Raw genomic sequence first — 21,659 nt, forward strand, 5'->3', positions numbered from 1 at the left:
TAATGCCGGCGCCGCTTTGCACAGTGACCTTATGACCCTGGCCGATCAGCTTCTTGATGGTTTCCGGGGTTGCAGCAACCCGCGTTTCACCGGTCTGGGTTTCGAGAGGAACACCAATGTGCACGTCAAATCTCCTGCTTGATCTTATTCTTGGAAGGCCAGCGCACTGCGGAGGGTGCGGCTGGGGYGGCCGATCAGCACGATCCCGCCAACTCAGGGCGGGGAACGACATTTTGCGGGCGAACATAACGCCCTTCAGGGACGGATTATGGGAGGGAGCATAAAATTAACTACATGCAACCCTGTGACAGAATGTCGCATTAACAGCCTTAAATCCTTTATAGGTCGCGGGCTGTAGGGGTGATGGTCGCATTCAAAGCATTTTTGCTCGCCAGTCCATTGGGGGGATAAGCAAGCGCTTTTTGCTCGGTTCGTGCTGGATCAGAAATGGGCGGATGCATTGTTCGAAAACCGACCGCTGCGTGTCGGTGACAAACACGTTGTTGTTCCCAGGAGTCCTTTCCCACAACTGCTACCGTAATGCCCACCGCCTATAAGCAGAGGCACTGATTCAGGTTTTTCCACTTTTAACCCAAGCCCTTGCGACCCTCCAAATAGAGACATCGTGGTGTCGTTTTTTGAATGCATGGAAAGGTCCAGTTAACTTGGGCGTGACTTTTGCAGGTAATTACAAATAGCCCACCCTGCTTTGGATGGGCAATAAAAAGAGCCTCCGCCTGAGGCCATTCACCTGCTTTGCGTTAGGAGATACCGCGATGACGACGTTCAACTCCGGAGCTAAATCCCAGAACCATGCGCCTCAGTCCATCGGTTTTTTACTGCTGGACAATTTCACGCTGATTTCTCTGGCCTCCGCCGTCGAACCCCTGCGTATGGCCAACCAATTGTCCGGTCGCGAGCTGTATCGCTGGACGACCCTCACCGCCGACGGCGGTCAGGTCTGGGCCAGCGACGGCTTGCAGATCACCCCTGACGCCGCTATGCACAAAGCACCGACTCTCGACACTGTGATCGTCTGTGGTGGTATAGGCATTCAGCAGACGGTGACCCGCGCACACGTGTCATGGCTACAGAGTCAGGCGCGTCAGTCCAAACGCCTGGGTGCGGTGTGCACCGGCAGTTGGGCCCTCGCCGGTGCCGGTTTGCTCGACGGCTTCGATTGCAGCGTGCACTGGGAGTGTCTGGCGGCCATGCAGGAAGCTTTCCCGCGGGTGGTCATGAGCACGCGTCTGTTCACCCTGGACCGTAACCGTTTCACCAGCTCCGGTGGCACCGCGCCATTGGACATGATGCTGCATTTGATCAGCCGCGATCACGGCCGTGAGCTGTCGGCGGCGATCTCGGAAATGTTTGTCTATGAGCGCATCCGCAACGAGCAGGATCACCAGCGCGTGCCGCTCAAGCACATGCTCGGCACCAATCAGCCGAAGTTGCAGGAAATCGTTGCGCTGATGGACGCAAACCTTGAAGAGCCGATCGACCTTGGCGAACTGGCGGTGTACGTCTCCGTGTCGCGGCGTCAGCTGGAGCGGCTGTTCCAGAAATACCTGCACTGCTCGCCGTCGCGTTACTACCTTAAGCTACGGCTGATCCGCGCCCGGCAGTTGCTCAAGCAAACGCCGATGTCGATCATCGAAGTGGCCTCGGTCTGTGGCTTCGTGTCCACACCACACTTCTCCAAGTGCTACCGCGAGTACTACGGCATTCCGCCACGCGACGAGCGTGTAAGCTCCAACACCGCGCAACAAGTGGCGATGATGCCGATCCCGCAAGCTCTGGTGCTGTCGCAGCTGTCCGGACCGCTGTCGGCGCTCAGCCAGGCCCGCAACGAATCAACCTTTGCCAGCGTCCGGATATAGATGTCGGGATTTAATCCCACCAATGTCTGGAAACGGTGCCTGATCGTAATGACGAACTGACTTTGGTCGTACCTGTCGGCCATGCACTGGTCTCGCGCAAGTCAGTACGCTTCAAGGAAGTCTGGGGGCATGAGTTTGTCGGACCTCACCGCGATGGCAGTGCCTAATGGTACTGAATTGCTCATTTCTCATGAATAAAGGTGCTAACTCAGCCCTTGCCACTTGCAACTAATTGCTCTTGCGACCTTCTATAATCAAAAAATGGTGGGGTTAATTTCTAAAAGTCATTGGAGCTCAATTTGTCTTTGGCATGACGCTTGCTCACGTCACTGCCAGTAGCCCGCCATTTGCTGGACAGGTAATAAAAAGAGCCTGCGTCTGGGGCCATGATCTGTCCTGTGTGAGGAGATACCTCAATGATGTCGCAAAACTCCGGGGCCCACCCCCAAAACCGCATCCCACAATCCATCGGCTTTCTGTTGCTGGACAATTTCACGCTGATTTCCCTGGCCTCGGCGGTCGAGCCGCTACGCATGGCCAACCAACTATCTGGTCGCGAGTTGTATCGCTGGAGCACCCTCACCGCTGACGGCGGTCAGGTCTGGGCCAGTGACGGCCTGCAAATCACACCGGATGCGTCCATGCACAAAGCCCCGCCCATGGACACCGTGATTGTCTGTGGCGGCATCGGCATTCAACGCACGGTGACCCGTGAGCACGTGTCGTGGCTGCAAAGCCAGGCCCGTCAGTCGCGCCGCCTCGGTGCAGTCTGCACCGGCAGTTGGGCCCTGGCCTGCGCCGGTCTGCTGGACGGTTTCGATTGCAGCGTGCACTGGGAGTGCCTGGCGTCGATGCAGGAAGCTTTCCCGCGGGTGGTCATGAGCACGCGTCTGTTCACTCTGGACCGTAACCGTTTCACCAGCTCCGGCGGCACCGCGCCACTGGACATGATGCTGCACCTGATCAGCCGCGACCACGGCCGCGAACTGTCGGCGGCGATTTCGGAAATGTTTGTCTACGAGCGCATCCGTAACGAACAAGATCATCAGCGCGTACCGCTCAAGCACATGCTGGGCACCAATCAGCCGAAGTTGCAGGAAATCGTCGCGCTGATGGAGGCCAACCTTGAAGAGCCGATCGACCTCGATGAGCTAGCGGTGTACGTCGCTGTTTCACGTCGTCAGCTGGAGCGGCTGTTCCAGAAATACCTGCACTGCTCGCCGTCGCGTTATTACCTGAAACTGCGTTTGGTGCGTGCGCGGCAGTTGCTCAAGCAGACACCAATGTCGATCATTGAAGTGGCGTCTATCTGTGGGTTCATATCCACGCCACACTTCTCCAAGTGCTACCGCGAATACTACGGCATTCCGCCACGCGACGAGCGCGTCGGCTCCAACACCGCGCAACAAGTGGCGTTGATTCCGTTGCCACAAGCCTTGGTGCTGTCACCATTGTCTAGAGCAATGTCGACGCTCAGCCAGGCCCGCAATGAATCAACCTTTGCCAGCGTCCGGATATAGATTTGTATCACTCAAAGGAGGGGAGGAGGGGGCTTCGTCTATTGAAGACTTTGTATCGAAGTTTCAGGACATTATCAGGAAGTTGAAAATCTAGGAACGCTAGAAATATCAAGGTTTACAGGTAGATAAAGCACCCTTCTGTAAACTTGTTTTTTGACTTGTTAACCACGATGGTTAACAAGTCAAAATTGTGATTTACAACAGCACCGCACTAGAATTTTACTGAGCTTTTCCTCGAGCTAAATTATGGCGAAGTTTCCGGAATATTTCGTGGTAGCAACAGCTCCACGGTACATTCCGCATCTGCATGTAAACAGCCGGAGTTGGTCATTTCCGCGTATGGCCACCCTTGAAATCTGCGCACCAACTCTATGCTGGAAGCTGCAGATTTCACTCAGCGCGGTATTTGAAGTCAGAAAGCAAATCCGTGAACGAGAGACAAAAGGCTCGACTCATACAATTACTTCAGGCAGCGAGAGCTAACCAGGATGAAAACCAGTTCGTTCATGCCTGATCGGATATCTGCCAACAGATGAAGGTTATCGCTCAGGCGTGTGCGATAAGACGCGCGTCAGGCTTCAAATCTGACCACCCGAGCCCCCCACGTAAGAACCCTAAGGAACGCATAATGTATATTATGTTAAATGATGTGTCAGGGCGGAACTTTCCTCCTTGTCCATTTCCGCGATTCTGTGTCGGTTTTTTCACGAACCTGTGCTGACTGGTTTTTCATGAGCGTAGACATCTCTCTTCAGAGTCACGCTAAGATTTGCGTCCATTGACCTGTGTTGCCTAAAGCGAAAGCTGACCGTCTACAATTCTCCGAAACTGTTTCTAATCTTACTACGCCCAATGGCGACCATCGGGGCTGGATCAATTTCCGGAAAATAACGAACTCACTGCCCGGCTTGAGGCTATAGATGCGTCCTGTCTTCCGTTTGTTAGCTTATGGTACTGCCAGCGATATCTTGCTTGGCTGGCCCACAGTTGGACTCCTGAGCAAGCCAATAAGGCGATCAGGGACAACAACGAATCTCAAAATCATTTTCAGGCCCTCTCCTATATTGTCTTGCGGTTTGGTGGTCGCCGCGGTAATCGATAGGCATTCCAACAACAATTTGACGTGGAGCGGCGACGTTTGGAATTAAGACAACTGCGATATTTCGTAAAAATCCTCGAACACGGCAGCTTGGGGCGCGCAGCTCTTGAACTGGACGTCGGCGTATCAGCCCTTAGCCAACAGATCGCGAAACTTGAAAGTGAGCTGTCAACCCGCCTCCTTAATCGCACCACTACTGGCGTCACACCTACCAGCTCCGGTATGGCGTTCCTACACCATGCCCAGCTGTGTTTGCGGCAAGCCGAAAATGCGATCATGGCCGCTCACCGTGGGCGAATGAGTGGGTACGTCACCGTCGGAATGGCGCCCACGACTGCCACTGTTCTTGCCCTGCCATTGATCAACGCGATGCGAGAGCGCTACCCGGATATCCAATTGCACCTGGTCGAGATGCTGTCCGGGCATTTGGCCACACAACTCAATGCTCGCCAGATCGACCTGGCCATTCTGTTTCAACTCGAAGGTGGTAAGCGCTGGAGCGTGACACCGCTGCTCGACGAAAAACTATTTGTCATCAGCTCACCGCACCTGCCCCACGCACCACAAGGAACCAGCGTGCAACTGGCGGATCTGGGGCAACTTCCACTGGTAATGCCGAGTGCGCAACACGGTTTGCGTTCTACGCTGATGGTTGCGTTTGAACGCTCGGGATTGGCTCCCAACATCATCATGGAAGTGGATGGTCTTGCCGTATTGATGAACGCCGTACGCGCAGGTCATGCTGCCACCATCCAGCCCGGTGCGGCAGCGGCGCTCAAAGGTGAGTCGGGACTTTCAGTGGTGGAAATTTCCGATGCTCACGTAGGTCGACGAAACCTGCTGGCGACACTGCCTGATGATGAGCTGTCTCCCGCTGCTCTGGCGGCGCGACTGGTCATCACCGATGTCGCTCGACAGTTGGTCGTTGATCAACATTGGCCGGGAGCGTCGTGGATTGAGGACGTCGCGTCATGATCCCGGCGCACCCTCTTCCCGGTTTCCAATACTGGGGTGTCCGCACCAAAGCCTTTACGAAAACTAAACACCCCCACTCATTTCGCGCCTTTCGACAATAAGCTGACAGCTCTACCTTCTCCCCACTCGCGAGGAGCACTTCGTTCATGCCTCCTTGCGATTGAGGAGTGATGATGATCGACGTATTAGTAATTGGCGGCGGCAATGCCGCCTTGTGTGCAGCGTTGATGGCGCGAGAGGCTGGCGCTAGCGTGATGCTGCTGGAGGGCGCACCGAAAATCTGGCGCGGTGGCAACTCGCAACACACCCGAAACCTGCGATGTATGCACGACGCACCGCAAGATGTGTTGGTCGATGCCTATCCCGAAGAAGAATATTGGCAGGATCTGCTGAAAGTCACCGGTGGGATTACTAACGAAAAGCTTGCACGTATTGTCATCCGCGCCTCGTCGAACTGCCGTGACTGGATGCGCTCCCATGGTGTGCATTTTCAGCCGTCGTTGTCTGGTGCCCTACATGTTGCGCGTACCAATGCGTTTTTCATGGGCGGCGGCAAAGCGTTGGTTAATTCGTACTTCCGTAGCGCCGAGCGGCTGGGCGTCAAGATCCGCTACAACGCTCAAGTCACTGACATTGAGATGAAGGGCGGAGCATTCGTCGCAGCCCACATTGGTGAACGCGAGGCCAATGGTCAGCGTTTGCCCGCCGAGCGGATCCAGGCCAAGACATGCGTTCTGGCGGCTGGCGGTTTCGAGTCGAACCGCGAGTGGCTCCGTGAGGCTTGGGGTCAAAACGATCGCGGAGAATGGCCGTCAGACAATTTTTTGATTCGCGGGACGCGCTTCAATACCGGTGTACTGCTTCGGCGCATGCAGAGCTTGGGCGCCGATTTTATCGGTGACCCAACCCAAGCGCACATGGTGGCCATCGATGCCCGTGCGCCCCTGTATGACGGTGGTATCTGTACCCGTATCGATTGCGTATCGCTGGGCGTGGTGGTCAATCGCGACGGCGAACGCTTCTATGACGAAGGCGAGGATTTCTGGCCCAAGCGCTATGCGATCTGGGGCCGCCTGGTGGCGGGTCAACCCGGTCAACAGGCCTACTCGATCATCGACCAACAAGCCCTCGGCCGTTTCATGCCTCCGGTGTTTCCGGGCACTAAAGCCAACTCCCTGCAAGACCTGGCCCGCCAGTTGAAGCTTCCCGTGACGCAATTTGTCAAAACCATCGAGGAATATAACGCAGCCTGCCGCGTCGGCACGTTCGACCACACCGCGTTGGACGATTGCCACACAGAAGGTTTGACACCCGCCAAAACCCATTGGGCCCGCCCATTGGTAAAGCCCCCCTTCTGCGCCTACCCACTTAAGCCAGGCGTGACCTTCACCTATCTGGGGCTGGCTACCGACGATACCGCCGCCGTTCACTTCAACGGCGAGGCTAGCCCCAACCTGTTTGTCGCAGGAGAAATGATGGCGGGCAACGTATTGGGCAAGGGCTATACCGCCGGCATCGGCATGGYCATTGGCACCGCATTCGGTCGCATCGCCGGTGTGCAAGCCGCGGCTGCGGCCGGCTTCCTGACCCCTTCCTCCACGGAGCCCCAACATGCAGCTGTTTGATCCCAAGGCACCGGGTAATTTGATTCCCGTACTCAACCTTGATGAAAGCGAAGTTCAGCGACAAATGACCGTTTGCAATGCCTGCCGTTACTGCGAGGGCTTCTGCGCTGTATTTCCGGCCATGACACGACGTCTGGAGTTTTCTCAGGCGGATATCCATTACCTGGCGAACCTTTGCCATAACTGCGGCGCATGCCTGCATGCCTGTCAGTACGCTGCCCCTCACGAATTCGAAATCAATGTGCCCAAGGCCATGGCCAAAGTCCGCCTCGACACTTATGCCGAGTACGCCTGGCCACAGGTGATGGGCAAGTTGTACCGGCGCAACGGGTTGGCTCTGGCGCTGGCATCCGGTGCGGGGTTGGCACTGTTCCTCTGCCTCACGTTGATGGTGATGGGCAATCTGTTTACCGCAATGCCAGGGGGGAATTTCTACGGGATCTTCCCGCATAACACCCTGGCACTTATGTTCGGTGCGGTTTTCGGTTTCTCGGTACTTGCGTTGACGATTGGAGTACGGCGTTTCTGGCGCAACGTTTCACCGGCGGATGCGCCCCAGCAGGAAAAGACAGCCGCTGCACTGGAGGCCACGGCCAACGTCGCCCGACTCAAATACCTGGACGGGGGTCATGGCGAGGGCTGCAATAACGCCGATGATCAGTTCACCCTGTGGCGGCGGCGCTTCCACCACTTCACCTTCTACGGCTTCATGCTGTGCTTCGCAGCCACTGGGGTCGCCACGCTCTACCATTTCCTTCTGGACTGGTCGGCGCCCTACCCCGTCCTGAGCTTGCCGGTGATGCTGGGCATTGCAGGTGGAGTCGGCCTGCTGATAGGCCCCGCAGGCCTGTTGTGGTTGAACCTGCGTCGCAACCCTGAGCACGGCGACGACAATCAGAAACCCATGGATCGTGGCTTTATCGCGCTGCTGTTTCTAGTCAGCGCCAGCGGCCTAGCACTCCTGGCGTTTCGCGAAAGCGCTGCCCTGGGCTTGATGCTGGCGATCCATCTCGGCTTGGTCATGGCGTTTTTCCTGACCATGCCGTACAGCAAATTCGCCCATGGCATCTTCCGCAGCGCCGCGCTGCTCAAGTACTCCATCGAAAAACGCCAACCCAACCCGATCAACGCAGGTAGCGACTGATCGTAGAACCACTCATTCCAATAACAATATTGATCACCTGGGTAACCATAATGAAAAAAACAACTCAAGACAGCCGATCCAAGGGGTCGAAGCTGGGCGCCATCCTGCGGGTCACCAGCGGCAACTTTCTCGAACAGTTCGACTTCTTTCTGTTCGGGTTTTACGCGAGCTACATCTCCCAGACGTTCTTTCCTACCACCAGCGAGTTCGCCTCGTTAATGATGACCTTCGCCGTATTCGGCTCGGGATTTCTGATGCGGCCGCTGGGCGCTATCGTGCTGGGCGCATACATCGACAAGGTGGGCCGGCGAAAGGGGCTGATCGTGACGCTGTCGATCATGGCCGCGGGCACGGTCTTGATCGCCTTGGTTCCGGGCTACGCCAGCATAGGCATCGCAGCGCCGATATTGGTGTTGCTCGGGCGACTGTTGCAGGGATTCTCCGCAGGTGCGGAAATGGGTGGTGTTTCCGTGTACCTGGCTGAAATCGCCACGCCCGGACGCCGGGGTTTCTATACCAGTTGGCAGTCGGCCAGCCAACAAGTGGCGATCATTCTTGCGGCTGCGTTGGGCTATACGATTAACGCGTCTATGGAGGCCGCCGACGTTGCAGCCTGGGGCTGGCGTATCCCATTCTTCATTGGTTGCCTGATTATCCCGTTCATCTTCATCATTCGCCGCTCGCTACAGGAAACCGATGCATTCAAAGCGCGTAGCCATCACCCAAGCGCCAGTGAAGTCTTTCGCTCGATGCGGGACAACTGGCGCACGGTACTCGCGGGTGGTCTGTTGGCGTCGATGACCACCACCACGTTCTATCTCATTACCGTCTACACCCCGACTTTCGGTCGATCTGTACTGAACCTGAGCACCAGCGACAGTCTGGTGGTCACGCTCTTCGTCGGCCTGAGCAACTTCATCTGGCTGCCCATCGGCGGTACGATCTCTGATCGCATCGGACGCCGCCCCTTGTTGCTGGCGGTCTCCTTGCTGTGCATCTTCACCGCCTATCCCGCCATGCATTGGCTGGCCGCGGCGGCAAGCTTCGAACGACTGCTCGCCGTGCTGCTGTACTTCTCTTTTTTCTTTGGCATTTACAACGGCGCGATGGTTGCTGCATTGACTGAGGTAATGCCTCAGAACGTACGAGTCGTAGGATTTTCACTGGCATTCAGTTTGGCAACGGCTGTGTTTGGCGGTTTTACACCCGCCGTATCAACAATCCTGGTGCAGGCAACAGGTGACAAGGCGTCGCCCGCCTACTGGCTAATGTTTGCTGCGTTGTGTGGGTTCACAGCGACGACGATCCTGTATCGCAGGCAAAAAGCAGTGCCAGTCAACGTTTGATGAAAGAGAGGGCTCGGTGGATCTCAGGACGTTGCGCTGAATAAATATCGCGCCTTGGCCTGCATTGACTCGTCTACGTGACGCCATCAGATCACACTGTCCGATTCGACTCTGAGGAAGAATGCCAACGCACTCATGGTGGCGATTGGCAGAAGCGCCTTGCGCAGTCACGCGTGCCCCAGGGTTATTGACGATGGCTAAAGAAATCGAAAATCCATGCATTTCGGTTTGCCAGTTGAGCGGCGATCTGTGTGTGAGTTGCGGGCGTAGCAAGGAAGACATCAGGAAGTGGAAACGCATGAAGCGGCCTGAAAAAATGGCCGCTGTGCAAAGGGCGAATGTGCGTTTGAAGAGTCTAAAGAAAGCGCACTGATAGTCATCTGCCCTAGATAACCGCTTTGGCTCGGTAACTGCATTTCCGACAGCCAAGTGCGGAGGAACGCCCGATGAAGTAGGTGCTGTAGCTGCCCTGCTCATGGGGCCTGAAAGAACGTTTATCACCGGCAGTGACTCCTCATGGACGACGGTGTGACGGCCCAATACTGTGTACTCAATCCAACATCACTTGGTCAGCCAGGACTCGACCGTGGCAGTGCCGTATTCAGCCTTCCACTCTTTCAGCGTCCGGTGATTGCCGCCTTTGGTCTCAACGACTTCGCCGGTGTGCGGTTTTTTGTAGACCTTCACTTGGCGTGGTTTACGAGCCCCGGTCTTGGACTCGGCTGCTGATGCGCGACTAAAAGCTCGGCATATCACTTCTTTCACATCTAACAAAAAGGGCCCTTGAAGGGCCCTTTCGTACTCAAATTGAAATCACCTGGTCAGCAAAGATTCGAAGCTTGCATTTAGGTCACCTCAGATAAGGGGATTCACTTCATCGTCGGCATAGAGAACTCGACTCCCTCCCGAATTCCCGAAGACGGCCAGCGCTGGGTGACCGTTTTACGCTTGCTATAGAAGCGAACCGCATCCGGGCCGTAGGCATGCAAATCGCCGAACAACGAGCGTTTCCAGCCACCAAAACTATGATAGGCGACAGGTACTGGGAGCGGTACGTTGACACCGACCATGCCGACCTTGATGTTGTCAGAGAAGTATCGGGCAGCTTCACCATCGCGAGTGAAGATACAGGTGCCATTACCGTATTCATGAGCATCGATCAGTTGCATCGCCTCTTGCATACTCTGCGCACGCACGATCAACAGCACCGGCCCGAAGATCTCTTCCTCGTAGCAGCGCATGCCGGGTTTGACTTGATCGATCAATGTCCCCCCAACAAAAAAACCGTTCTCGCAAGCTGGAACCTGAATGTTTCGACCATCCACTACGACCTCTGCGCCCTCCTCTTCTGCACTGTCGATGTATCCGATCACTTTTTGCTGATGTTGGCGAGTGATCAGAGGGCCGAAGTCGTTGCTCTTGTCTTGATAGGCGCCGACCTTGAGACGGGTCATTGCTTCGCGCATTTTACTGATCAAGGCATCGGCTGTTGCATCACCTACTGTGACCGCTACAGACAGAGCCATGCATCGTTCCCCTGATGATCCAAATGCAGCCCCCACCAACTGGTTGACCGCATTATCGATGTCCGCATCTGGCATGACGATGGCGTGGTTTTTTGCTCCACCCAATGCCTGGCAACGTTTGCCATTTGCCGCAGCCGTCCGGTAGATGTACTCAGCGATTGGTGTCGAGCCTACAAAACTTACCGCCTGGACACGATGGTCGTGGAGCAAGGTATCAACGGCCTCCTTGTCACCATTAACCACGCTCATGACGCCATTCGGCAAACCAGCTTCCTGCAGCAGTTGGGCGATAAACAGGGTCGAACTTGGATCGCGCTCGGAGGGCTTCAGGATGAAGCAGTTACCGCAGGCAATCGCCATAGGAAACATCCACAGCGGCACCATCGCAGGGAAGTTGAATGGCGTGATTCCAGCAACTACCCCCAGCGGTTGGAACTCACTCCAAGAATCGATATTGGGGCCAACATTTTTGCTGTGTTCCCCTTTGAGCAACTCGGGCACACCACACGCATATTCAACATTTTCGATGCCCCGCTGAAGCTCGCCCATGGCATCGTGGACAATTTTCCCGTGCTCTTCACCAATCATTTGGCAGATACGTTCGGCATTCTGCTCAAGCAGTTCTTTGAAGCGAAACATCACCCGCGCGCGCTTGATAGGTGGTGTGTTGCGCCACTCAGGAAAAGCCGCTTCAGCGGCAGCAATGGCTTTTTCGACCGTTAGTTTCGAGGCCAGCGCAACCTGTTTGGTGACTTCGCCCGTCGCAGGATTGAACACGTCCTGAGTGCGCTCAGTGTCAGTGACAATCTGGCCGTTGATCAGATGACCTACAGTAATCATGTGAGTGTTCCTTATTTTATGTGCGCGGCAGTTACCGCTGAAGTGATAAAGAGGCGTGGTTATCGTTTTGGCTACCAGAGGTTTCGGTAGAGCTCGATCATCTCGTCGACCGAAGGCACCCGAGGATTGTTGCCCGGTGAACCGGATGCGAGGGCTTGCTCAGCCATAATTGGCATCAGTTCGAAGAAGCGTGCGCGACTGATGCCAAAGCCTTCAGGTGTAGGAACTTGCAGCTCGTCATTGAGGGCTTGCAGTTCGACGAGCAACTTAGCGTTGGCGCTGTCGTCGCTGTCCTCAACGGTCGCAACACCAATGGCCCGTGCACAATCGGCGTAACGTTTTGGGGCGCCTGGGATGGAGAAAGCTGTTACGCCTGGCAGCAGCATCGCGTTGGAAAGTCCGTGTGGCACATGGAAAAAAGCTCCAATCGGGCGGCTCATACCATGCACCAGGGCAACCGAGGCTGCCGAAAACGCAACGCCGGCCAAAGTAGATCCCAGCATCAGCGCCTCGCGCGCTGCAATGTCCTGGCCTGCGTGATAGGCCCGGCGCAAGTTCGGGCCAATCAGGCGCATAGCGGCCAGCGCCTGACTGTCACTGTAGAGGTTGGCTTTGAGGCTTACATAGGCCTCAATGGCGTGGGTTAGTGCATCGATACCGGTATCAGCCGTGACACGAGCTGGCAGGGAGAGCGTAAGGGTGTAGTCGACCAATGCGGCCACGGGCATAAACCCGATGCCTACGCAGAGCATTTTTTCGTCGTTCTGTTCATCAGTAATGATGGTGAAACGGGTAACTTCCGAACCGGTACCAGCTGTGGTCGGTACTGCAATGATCGGCAAGCCTTGCTCGCTCACCTGCCGTGGAAATTTATAGTCACGCATCTCGCCACCGAACTTGGCGAGAATGCCAATGGCTTTGGCACTGTCGATTGGACTGCCACCACCCAATGCAATGATGCTGTCATAGTCGCCCGATCTAGCATGTTCAACACCGGCACGAATCGAATCGACCGTGGGCTCAGGAACAGTGTCGGCGAAAACGTCGGCGCTCAAACCTTTGCTTGCAAGTACATCCTGGATACGACCGGCGTAACCGAGTTGCACCATCATTTTGTCAGTGATGATCAATGGTCGATGGCAACCCAGGCTAGCGAGCACATCTGGAATGGCCTCGCTGGCCTTGGCGCCCACCTGCAGGATGCGCGGCAGAACTATTTGATTCGACATGTTGCCTCCGAAAGTTTCCCTGTGGGGGCGTCGACTCCAGGAGAGTGCCGCCCCCTATTTTTCTTGTGATGGAAGTCGCCGAGGTAGATGGGCATTTGTGAAACTTCTTACCCTTAACCTCTGACGGGAATGTCAGCTGGGCAAATACTCTTGGCTCCAGCTGTCGCTGATAACGCTGCGGGTCATGAGAGCGTCAACTTCACTTTCGCTGTAACCGAGTTCACCCAAGACAGATCTGGTTGAAGCGCCAAATTTTTCTGCTGGTGAAAGGCTGCGGATCGCCGCATGGCGCGGGCGTATGGCAAAGGGATCGAGCTGAGTTACGCAGCGCCCACTCGGATGATCGGCATAGACACTGAACGAGTAGCTCCCATTGTCAGTGCCCGGGTAGTTGTCAGCAGGTCGGCTGTAGCGATTGCGGAGATTGTCGATGTTATCCGGGACAGCAGCGGCGACTCCGGCTTCCTGCAAACGGCGTTGCCAGGTTTCTCCCGCCACCTTGGCCAGAGCTGCTCTGAGGAAAGCCACGTGGTCACCTGCCGCAGACAGGCCGTTCAAGCCTTGAACTGCATCCAGTCTGCCCAGATCCGCTGAATCTGCATCGAGGTATAGCCAACCGTCAGCCGTTCGATAGAAACGCGACAGATCGCTATAACCCAACACCTCACGACCCGCCGGCTCATCAAAAGGTGCGCGCCCCGAGTAGTCGTAACAGAAAGGAACTTGAACCAGGTTGCCCAAGGCAGCCAGTGACGTCCGAGCTCGGCTGACCTTGCCTGTTCTGGACTTTTGATACAACGCTGTGGCCACGCCAAGCGCAGCAGCGAAACCGCACATCACATCAATGGTGCCAACATGAGCATGTTCTTCCGGGGTCTGCATACCGCCACCAAACCGCAGCATGATGCCGGTCGTGGCCTGGATGAGATCGTCGTAACCCAAGTAGTCAGTTCTAGGGCCACGGCGCGGGCCACCGAAGCAGTCCAACTGGCAGAAAATCACCTCAGGATTCACCGCCTTCAGGCTGGCTTCATCTAACCCTAAAGGCGCCAGTTGGCGATCAGGCGCATTCATGACAATGACATCCACTGACTTCACCAACCTATCGAATACCTCACGCCCCTCCTCTTGATTGAGGTCGACCAACACGCTTTGCTTACCGCGCGCCGAAGACATACCGAATACCACGGTGTTCCATGGATCGTAATTTGGCTTGGTGGGGTCAAGCTTGATGACATCAGCACCGAATCGCCCGAGGAATGAGGTCGAGTGCGGGCCGGCAATCACGTTGGTCAGGTCGAGGATACGAACACCGTCCAGCCATCCTTTTGAACATGGCTGATTTACGGCTGGCAACTCCTCGCGAGTGCCTTCACTCAAGGTGGCCAATGCCTCCTCGATACTAACTTCTCGTCGTGAGAGCGGAGACAACATCAACTCTGCACTGTCTTCCAGCCAGGCTATAGCGCCGGGCTGTTTCATCAGCCCATATTGATAGTCAGTGACGTCGACCACTAAGCCTGCAGTGTTTGCATGCTCATCGTGCAACCACTCTTGAGTTGAACGATGAGGAGCACCAGGAAACTGCCCTTCACCGAAGATTTTTTCCCATTGCGCAGCCGTCTTGGTCAGGAAGACTTCCTTCATGCGCGCCGAGATAACCTTCGCCCAGTGAGCTGGAAGCGGATAAACACCAAGTGAGGCATCACCTTCCCATTGCGCAAATGGCAGGTAAGGATCTTCAACTTTAGGAAGACCCGCAGCGAGCATTTCCTCGTACAAACCCATTGCCTGTAGGCAGCGTTTGGCATGCGAGCGATGGGAAGGGCAAACTGCGTAGAATTTGCGTCCGTCAGCACATTCATAGGTACGGTAGAAGGGGTCGAGGTACTCCTGCAAATCCTCATAACTGAGGTTCATCGGCAGGTTCTCGGCTCGCCGACGCTCAATCTCTTTTTCACGCAAGGTTTTGTAGCGCGCTGGATAGCCGTCGATCTTGATTGAGTTGTAAGAAAGTCCCTCCATGACCGCCGAAGCGAGCGGCACTTCGATCTCATCACCCATGCCAGTGCGTTGTCTGGATTGCAATGCCAGCACCACAGCCGAGACGGCGAGCATAGTGCCGTAAGCGGATGCGAGTGGCAGTGGCGAAAAGCTCGGGTTAATGCCCATCAATACCCGATTTTGCCCCATATCAGTGAAAACCCCTGAGGCTGAAGCGATAATTGACTCAGTGGCACGCCATTGGCTTCGGAGTTCATCATTCGTTGCAAAACCTGGAATGGACAAGGTGATCAGTTGCGGGTGTTCACGACGCAACTCGGAAAAATCCAGCCCCAGTTTTTTCATCACGCCAGGACGGAAGTTCTCAATCACGATGTCGGCTTTTGCGATCATCTGCCTGGCGTGGTGCAAACCCTCAGGGGACTTCAAGTCCAAGCGTAAGCATTGCTTGTTTCGGTTGAGGACGGCATTCGCCGGGCTATCCCAGAGCGGGCCAGCGGGTGGATCAATATGAATGACCGTGGCCCCGAGATCACCCAGTATCATCGCGACAGCGGGGCCGGCAATGTATTGGCCAAAATCGATAACGTTCACACCGCAAAGGGGTAGCTGACTGAGGTTTGTCATGTTTCACCCGTTATTTTTATTGTCCTGCTTCTTCAAGCTTTCACGCAGGGTTTAGGTTTTCAGAAGCCGTCTGCAGAGGTTCAAAGCGTTTCAGGCTTGGCCCATTGAGTGGCGATCTGGGAGTTACTTTCGAGAAAAGTTGGGGACTGCGAAAGCAATAAAAAAAAACCCTATGGGTTCATTTTTTTTATGCGATAGGAGTAGGATTTATGGATGACCGCTACAAGACGTACGCTGGCTCGCCCCACAGCCAGGCACTTTTCCTCAGAGAATTTTGAGCCATGAAGAAGCGACTACCTCCGCTCAACTGGTTGCGCGCGTTCGAGTCAGCCGCTCGTCACCTCAGCTTTACGGAGGCGGCTGTAGAACTGAGTCTCACTCAGGCAGCCGTCAGTCAGCAGATCAAAGCGCTGGAATCGCAGCTCGGCGCAGCGTTGTTTAAGCGTCTACCTAGAGGCTTGGAACTGACGGAGCCTGGCTTAGCCTTTCTACCCGTTGTCCATGAATCGGTGGAGCGTCTGGCAGCAGCGACCGATGAAATATTCGGTCAAGGGCACCGGAAGGTACTCACAGTGCGCAGCAGTCTGGTTTTCTTTACTCACTGGCTGGCGGGTCGTCTGCCGCGATTTCGTGAGCACCATCCAGATGTCAATTTGCGCATCACCAGCAACATCTGGATGGGCGAAACCGATCTCGAATCCGATCTGGAAATTCGCTATGGCAGTGGAAAATGGACTGGTCTGAAGAGTGAACGTCTGACTTGGGATTTGTTGTTCCCTGTGTGCGCCCCTGATTTGCCCACAATGCAAAAACCCTTGAAAACCCCAAAAGACCTTCGTCATCACGAACTTCTGCATGTCTTGGGTTATGAGGAGGGATGGGGCTATTGGTTGAAAAAGGCCAAGGCCGAGGACATTGACTCATCCCAAGGACTGCAGTTCGACACGCTTATTTCCGCACTGAAAATGGCAGAGCTGGGTCAAGGCGTTGCCTTGGCGCGATCATCGCTCGTCGAGCAGTATCTTGAATCAGGACAACTCATCGCCCCTTTGACTGCAAAATTCAAAACCTCAGAAGCGTTTTACTTAGTGTATTCCCCGCACAAAATCGTCAATCCCCAAGCGGCAGCTTTCGCAAGTTGGCTGATGGAAGAAGCGTCCGCCGCGCGTAGCGAAGAATGAGGAAGTGATTTTGAATCCCTGAATGCCTGAACGCCCTTCACTTTACCCATCAATAGATAATTTTTGTGCGCCCATAAAAAAAATCGCCCCATTGAGCTTTTTTTTATTGCTTTTACCTTCGGATTTTTTTGCCGAGAGTAAAGCCCTGATCGTCTCTTCGGTTGCTCACGCACCCCCGTGCAAAGAGCTCGTGACGGTTTCCCACAAAAATAAAAACGAGGGGTCTCACGCATGAAAAGCGCAACGTTTCTTTTGCTAACCGGCATAGTGTCCTGCAGCGCTTACGCAGAAAACACTCTCACGGTTGTGTCCTACGGCGGCAACCTGACAAATGCCCAGATCCAAGCCGCACACAAACCCTTCACTGCCGCCACTGGTACCCGGGTGATTTCGGAGGACTATTCCGGGGGCATCGCGCAAATCAAGACTCAGGTAGACAGCAAAAAGGTCACTTGGGACGTAGTCGATGCTGAAATACCGAACGTCATTCGTGCCTGTAACAACGGCCTGCTTGAACGAATTGACCCAGCCACCCTGGCACCTGCACCGGATGGAACACCTGCTGCAAAGGACTTTCTGCCAGGAGCCCTGACGGAATGCGGCGTGGCGAGTTACGTTTGGTCGACAGTCATGGCCTACAACACCAAAGCCTTCAAGGGCGAACAGCCCCATACCCTGAAAGACTTTTTCGACACCAAGCGCTTCCCAGGCAAGCGAGCACTGCGTAAAGCACCTCAAGTCAATCTTGAATGGGCGCTGATGGCCGACGGTGTGCCCCGTGAAAAGGTGTACGAAATGCTGGGGACTGAAGATGGCCTGGATCGAGCTTTTGCCAAGCTCGACACAATCAAAAAGGACACCATCTGGTGGGAAGCCGGGGCACAAGCGCCGCAACTGCTAGCCGATGGCGAGGTCAGCATGATCTCGGCTTATAGCGGGCGTATCGTGATTGCGCAGCAGAAAGAGCAGCAGCCGTTCAAAATCGTGTGGGATGGTCAGATGTATGACATGGAGGCTTGGGTAGTCCCTGCCGGCAATCCGAAAAAAGATCAGGCGATGGATTTTTTGAAGTTTGCCACTCAAAGCTCGGTACTGGCTGACCAAAGTAACTATATCGCCTATGGCCCTACACGACTCTCCGCGCAAGCCTTGGTAGACCCAAAGGTCAAACCCAACTTGCCTACTAGCCCTGAAAACTTTGCCAGCGCACTCCAGGTGGACTCCCAGTGGTGGGGAGACCATGCAGACGAATTGAATGAGCGCTTCAACGCTTGGCTGTCCAAGTAACCAAAAACTCAACCACAACCTTGCCGCAGCACACCTGACACACCCCCTTTGGCGGGCCCGGGCGACTTTTCGTGCCCGGCTCCTCTACAGCACCAATAACAAGAGATATCTCCCATGCGTACTGAATCATTCGTTAGCTTTCGAAATGTGCAGAAGAGTTATGACGGCGAACATCTGGTCGTCAAAAACTTCAACCTCGAAATCGAACAGGGTGAGTTCGTCACCATGCTTGGCCCTTCGGGTTCCGGCAAGACGACATGTTTGATGATGTTGGCGGGGTTCGAGACCGTGACTCATGGGCAAATTTGCATTGATGAAAAACCGGTAAATGATATAGCTCCGCAAAAGCGCGGTATCGGCATGGTGTTTCAGAACTATGCCCTTTTCCCTCACATGACCATTGAAGAAAACCTCGCCTTCCCACTGAGAGTGCGCAAATTGTCGCGGCAAGACATCGAAGACCGGGTGCGTAAATCACTTGACCTGGTGGCCTTGGGACAATTCGCAAAGCGAATGCCGGCTCAGCTGTCTGGCGGTCAGAAACAGCGTGTTGCACTGGCCCGCGCATTAATCTTCGAGCCACGTTTGGTGCTGATGGATGAACCGCTTGGAGCGCTGGACAAACAGCTTCGTGAACAGATGCAATATGAAATCAAGCGTCTGTCAAAACAGCTCGGCATCACAGTTGTGTACGTTACTCACGATCAGACTGAAGCCCTTACGATGTCGGATCGCATCGCAGTCTTTAACGATGGAATTGTCCAGCAACTGGCCAATCCGTCCGACCTTTACGAAAAACCGCAGACCGCATTTGTCGCGAGTTTCATCGGCGAGAACAACCGGCTGATGGGGCAGATTATCGAGCGCCAGGAACGTTACTGCCAGGTGCGTGTTGGTGAGCACCTCGTCAAGGCGCTGGCCGTCAATATCCACCCTGTCAGCTCGACCACCACACTGTCGATTCGTCCTGAGCGCGTGCAGATTGGCGCACGTCCAGGTGAGTACGACAACCATATGCCGGCCCGCATTGAGGAGATCATTTATCACGGTGATCACTTGCGAGCGCGCTTGAAACTGGCAGGCAACGACGAGTTCATCGTCAAGATGGTCAACACCGCAGGACACGCTGCTCCCCAAGCCGGTACTTGCATTGATGTGGGTTGGTCAGCCGACGACTGTCGGGCGCTTGACGCCTGAGGCCCTACAACGATTTTACTGTTTTGCCGGAGCACCCAGATGAACAACTCATATACCGTCAGCCCCATGCTAGAGACAGTCAGCGAAACCCTACCTCAAGGAGATCTGAAGTCCAGCCTTGACCGGGCAGAACGTCTAAACAAGACCAAATCACTGCTATTGGTCGTCCCATTGCTGGCATTCATTACGGTATTTTTCTTGATGCCTATCGGCGCGATGTTGCTGCGCAGCATTCAAAACCCGACCCTTTCCACGGCGATGCCACAGACCGCAGCCGCATTAGCCAACTGGGAGGGCACAGCCTTGCCAGACGAGCAGTTGTTCGCCACCGTGGGTCATGAAATCCTCGCCCTGCAAGAGGCCCGACAATTGGACAGTGTCGGCTCCGATCTCAGTAGGGTGATGGGTGACGCCAAGAGCCTGATGGCCCGCACTGCACGTGGCCTAGCCAGCAAGGTCGTCGTGCCAGGTGCGTTTAACACCACAATGACCGGCATCGACAAGCGCTGGGGGCAGATCGGCACCTGGATGCAGTTGAAGAAAATGGCGCCAGCCTACTCCGCAACTAACTATCTCGCGGCCTTGGACTTACGTTATGACGACCAAGGTAAGGTCGTTCAACAACCTGAGAGCCGACGCATCTACGTCAGCATTCTGATCAAGACCTTGATGGTTGCACTGGGTATCACGGCGCTGTGCATGATCCTGGGTTACCCGCTGGCCTACATGCTCGCCACCCTTCCAGCAAAAACCAGCAACCTGTTGATGGTCATGGTGCTGTTGCCGTTCTGGACATCACTTCTGGTACGCACCAGCGCCTGGATGGTGATCTTGCAATCCAACGGTGTGCTGAACAGCACGTTGAACAGCATGGGATTGATCAACCAGCCACTCGAACTCATGTACAACATGTTCGGAACGGTCATTGCTATGACCCACATTCTTCTGCCTTTCATGGTGCTGCCGATGTTCAGCGTCATGAAAAGCATCGACACAACCTATACCCGTGCAGCGCACTCCATGGGCGCCAGTTCGTTCCGCACTTTTGTGCAGATCTATTTTCCCTTGTCTCTGCCTGGATTGAGCGCTGGAGGCATCCTGGTGTTCATTCTGGCGACGGGGTACTACATCACTCCGGCGTTGGTGGGTGGGCGTACCGGACAAGTCATCAGCAATTTCATTGCTTACCACATGCAGACCTCCCTGAACTGGGGACTGGCCGCCGCCATCGCGTCCATCCTCCTGATGATTGTCCTGGTGCTGTACTGGATTTATGACCGGGTCGTGGGCATCAACAATATGAAACTGGGGTAATCGAAATGAGTCTTCCAAGCTATACCAGCCCGATGGGCAGAGTCTGGTTCTTCAGCGTTCGAAGCTTTGCGGTATTGGTGCTGTTGTTTCTGATTTTGCCAATTTTGGTAGTGGTGCCTTTGTCATTTAACGTCGAGCCCTACTTCAGCTTTACCAGCGGCATGCTCAGCCTTGATCCAGCGGCCTTTTCAATGCGTTGGTACCACATGCTTCTCGAGGATCCACTGTGGGTGCTGTCATTCAAGAACAGTCTGCTGATCGCCTTCTGCGCAACGGTGATTTCAACGGCACTCGGGACGTTGGCAGCACTCGGCTTGTGCCGCGCTAATCTGCCGTGCAAGGGACTGCTGATGGGCACCCTGATTTCGCCGATGATCGTACCGGTGATCATCTCTTCTGCCGGCATGTACTTTTTCTACAGCGCACTGGGCATCGGGCAAAACCACCTTGGCATCATTCTGGGCCATGCGGTACTCGGTACGCCATTCGTCATCATCACAGTGACGGCGACATTAGTTGGTTTCGACCATTCGTTGACCAGAGCAGCGACAAGCCTCGGAGCTTCTTCCACCTATACATTTTTCCGCGTGACCTTCCCAATTATTCGTCCAGGGATCATGTCCGGCGCGCTCTTTGCGATGGTGACCTCATTCGATGAGGCGGTGCTGGTGCAATTTCTTGGCGGGGTTGAGCAACGCACCATACCGCGCCAGATGTGGTCAGGCATGCGCGAACAGATCAGCCCAACCATCCTGGCGGCGGCCACGTTATTGATTCTTGGCTCGGTGGCATTGCTGGTCGCTGTTGAACTCATGCGTCGACGCTCGTTGCGCTTACGAGGCATAAAAGAATGAATGCCCCTAAG

General features: G+C 55.0%; 16 protein-coding genes and 3 pseudogenes. 14 read left to right on the forward strand and 5 right to left on the reverse strand.

Annotation, left to right across the window (positions count from 1 at the left end; all coding sequences use genetic code 11):
- A pseudogene (locus AC1DHT_RS25580) lies at positions 1-124 on the reverse strand (NAD(P)(+) transhydrogenase (Re/Si-specific) subunit alpha); the annotation flags it as partial.
- Positions 125-776: 652 nt separating this feature from the next.
- On the opposite strand from AC1DHT_RS25580, the gene gbdR (AC1DHT_RS25585) reads away from it, so the two are divergent.
- The 9 genes and pseudogenes from gbdR (AC1DHT_RS25585) to AC1DHT_RS25625 all read left to right on the forward strand — a co-directional run.
- Entirely contained in the window at positions 777-1,880 is a 1,104-nt protein-coding gene (gene gbdR, locus AC1DHT_RS25585) for a choline metabolism transcriptional regulator GbdR (RefSeq protein WP_427542569.1), read from the forward strand.
- Positions 1,881-1,915: 35 nt separating this feature from the next.
- On the forward strand, positions 1,916-2,047 hold the full coding sequence (locus tag AC1DHT_RS25590; protein WP_427542566.1) for a type 2 periplasmic-binding domain-containing protein: 132 nt from the start codon (positions 1,916-1,918) through the stop codon (positions 2,045-2,047).
- A gap of 249 nt (positions 2,048-2,296) precedes the next feature.
- Positions 2,297-3,400 carry a choline metabolism transcriptional regulator GbdR gene (gene gbdR, locus AC1DHT_RS25595; protein ID WP_427542563.1) on the forward strand — a complete coding sequence of 368 codons (1,104 nt, stop codon included), beginning with the start codon at positions 2,297-2,299 and terminating at the stop codon, positions 3,398-3,400.
- A gap of 1,138 nt (positions 3,401-4,538) precedes the next feature.
- A complete protein-coding gene (locus AC1DHT_RS25600) occupies positions 4,539-5,474 on the forward strand; it encodes a LysR family transcriptional regulator (RefSeq protein ID WP_427542560.1) in 936 nt (311 codons plus the stop codon).
- A 173-nt stretch (positions 5,475-5,647) separates the two neighbouring features.
- Positions 5,648-7,099, forward strand: coding sequence for an FAD-dependent tricarballylate dehydrogenase TcuA (gene tcuA / locus AC1DHT_RS25605; protein ID WP_477761520.1), 1,452 nt, complete (start codon positions 5,648-5,650; stop codon positions 7,097-7,099).
- A complete protein-coding gene (tcuB, locus tag AC1DHT_RS25610; RefSeq protein WP_427542554.1) occupies positions 7,086-8,243 on the forward strand; it encodes a tricarballylate utilization 4Fe-4S protein TcuB in 1,158 nt (385 codons plus the stop codon). The genes tcuA and tcuB overlap by 14 nt, the downstream gene beginning before the upstream one ends.
- Positions 8,244-8,293: 50 nt before the next feature.
- Positions 8,294-9,589 carry an MFS transporter gene (tcuC, locus tag AC1DHT_RS25615; protein ID WP_427542551.1) on the forward strand — a complete coding sequence of 432 codons (1,296 nt, stop codon included), beginning with the start codon at positions 8,294-8,296 and terminating at the stop codon, positions 9,587-9,589.
- Positions 9,590-9,782: 193 nt separating this feature from the next.
- Positions 9,783-9,962, forward strand: coding sequence for a DUF1289 domain-containing protein (locus AC1DHT_RS25620; RefSeq protein WP_081013822.1), 180 nt, complete (start codon positions 9,783-9,785; stop codon positions 9,960-9,962).
- Between the two features lie 60 nt (positions 9,963-10,022).
- Positions 10,023-10,132: pseudogene (locus AC1DHT_RS25625) on the forward strand (SDR family oxidoreductase); the annotation flags it as partial.
- An 18-nt stretch (positions 10,133-10,150) separates the two neighbouring features.
- Here AC1DHT_RS25625 and AC1DHT_RS25630 read toward each other — a convergent pair.
- The 4 genes and pseudogenes from AC1DHT_RS25630 to AC1DHT_RS25645 all read right to left on the reverse strand — a co-directional run.
- Positions 10,151-10,399: pseudogene (locus tag AC1DHT_RS25630) on the reverse strand (histone-like nucleoid-structuring protein, MvaT/MvaU family); the annotation flags it as partial.
- Between the two features lie 59 nt (positions 10,400-10,458).
- Positions 10,459-11,955, reverse strand: coding sequence for a CoA-acylating methylmalonate-semialdehyde dehydrogenase (locus AC1DHT_RS25635; protein WP_349746043.1), 1,497 nt, complete (start codon positions 11,953-11,955; stop codon positions 10,459-10,461).
- A gap of 71 nt (positions 11,956-12,026) precedes the next feature.
- Positions 12,027-13,184, reverse strand: coding sequence for an iron-containing alcohol dehydrogenase (locus tag AC1DHT_RS25640; protein ID WP_041983780.1), 1,158 nt, complete (start codon positions 13,182-13,184; stop codon positions 12,027-12,029).
- A gap of 132 nt (positions 13,185-13,316) precedes the next feature.
- Positions 13,317-15,815, reverse strand: coding sequence for a CoA transferase (locus tag AC1DHT_RS25645; RefSeq protein ID WP_427542546.1), 2,499 nt, complete (start codon positions 15,813-15,815; stop codon positions 13,317-13,319).
- 281 nt (positions 15,816-16,096) lie between these two features.
- On the opposite strand from AC1DHT_RS25645, the gene gcvA reads away from it, so the two are divergent.
- The 5 genes from gcvA to AC1DHT_RS25670 all read left to right on the forward strand — a co-directional run bounded on the left by gcvA (position 16,097) and on the right by AC1DHT_RS25670 (position 21,648).
- On the forward strand, positions 16,097-16,996 hold the full coding sequence (gene gcvA / locus AC1DHT_RS25650; RefSeq protein WP_427542543.1) for a transcriptional regulator GcvA: 900 nt from the start codon (positions 16,097-16,099) through the stop codon (positions 16,994-16,996).
- A 231-nt stretch (positions 16,997-17,227) separates the two neighbouring features.
- Positions 17,228-18,283, forward strand: coding sequence for an ABC transporter substrate-binding protein (locus AC1DHT_RS25655; RefSeq protein ID WP_192343076.1), 1,056 nt, complete (start codon positions 17,228-17,230; stop codon positions 18,281-18,283).
- Positions 18,284-18,397: 114 nt separating this feature from the next.
- Positions 18,398-19,480 (forward strand): ABC transporter ATP-binding protein, encoded by a 1,083-nt coding sequence (locus AC1DHT_RS25660; RefSeq protein ID WP_041983772.1) that lies wholly within the window; start codon positions 18,398-18,400, stop codon positions 19,478-19,480.
- A gap of 39 nt (positions 19,481-19,519) precedes the next feature.
- A complete protein-coding gene (locus tag AC1DHT_RS25665) occupies positions 19,520-20,794 on the forward strand; it encodes an ABC transporter permease (RefSeq protein WP_427542538.1) in 1,275 nt (424 codons plus the stop codon).
- A gap of 5 nt (positions 20,795-20,799) precedes the next feature.
- The gene (locus AC1DHT_RS25670) at positions 20,800-21,648 is read left to right on the forward strand and encodes an ABC transporter permease (protein ID WP_179053930.1); all 849 of its coding nucleotides are present in this window, start codon (positions 20,800-20,802) and stop codon (positions 21,646-21,648) included.
- The last annotated feature ends 11 nt before the right edge of the window (positions 21,649-21,659 follow it).

This window comes from Pseudomonas sp. 05N432, from assembly GCF_056396945.1.

Bases quoted from the DNA above. Each gene is read 5' to 3' on its own strand.
- gbdR (WP_427542569.1), top strand. From the start codon at position 777: ATGACGACGTTCAACTCCGGAGCTAAATCCCAGAACCATGCGCCTCAG.
- gbdR (WP_427542563.1), top strand. From the start codon at position 2,297: ATGATGTCGCAAAACTCCGGGGCCCACCCCCAAAACCGCATCCCACAA.
- tcuB (WP_427542554.1), top strand. From the start codon at position 7,086: ATGCAGCTGTTTGATCCCAAGGCACCGGGTAATTTGATTCCCGTACTC.
- tcuC (WP_427542551.1), top strand. From the start codon at position 8,294: ATGAAAAAAACAACTCAAGACAGCCGATCCAAGGGGTCGAAGCTGGGC.
- AC1DHT_RS25620 (WP_081013822.1), top strand. From the start codon at position 9,783: ATGGCTAAAGAAATCGAAAATCCATGCATTTCGGTTTGCCAGTTGAGC.
- AC1DHT_RS25635 (WP_349746043.1), bottom strand. From the start codon at position 11,955: ATGATTACTGTAGGTCATCTGATCAACGGCCAGATTGTCACTGACACT.
- AC1DHT_RS25640 (WP_041983780.1), bottom strand. From the start codon at position 13,184: ATGTCGAATCAAATAGTTCTGCCGCGCATCCTGCAGGTGGGCGCCAAG.
- AC1DHT_RS25645 (WP_427542546.1), bottom strand. From the start codon at position 15,815: ATGACAAACCTCAGTCAGCTACCCCTTTGCGGTGTGAACGTTATCGAT.
- gcvA (WP_427542543.1), top strand. From the start codon at position 16,097: ATGAAGAAGCGACTACCTCCGCTCAACTGGTTGCGCGCGTTCGAGTCA.
- AC1DHT_RS25655 (WP_192343076.1), top strand. From the start codon at position 17,228: ATGAAAAGCGCAACGTTTCTTTTGCTAACCGGCATAGTGTCCTGCAGC.
- AC1DHT_RS25660 (WP_041983772.1), top strand. From the start codon at position 18,398: ATGCGTACTGAATCATTCGTTAGCTTTCGAAATGTGCAGAAGAGTTAT.
- AC1DHT_RS25665 (WP_427542538.1), top strand. From the start codon at position 19,520: ATGAACAACTCATATACCGTCAGCCCCATGCTAGAGACAGTCAGCGAA.
- AC1DHT_RS25670 (WP_179053930.1), top strand. From the start codon at position 20,800: ATGAGTCTTCCAAGCTATACCAGCCCGATGGGCAGAGTCTGGTTCTTC.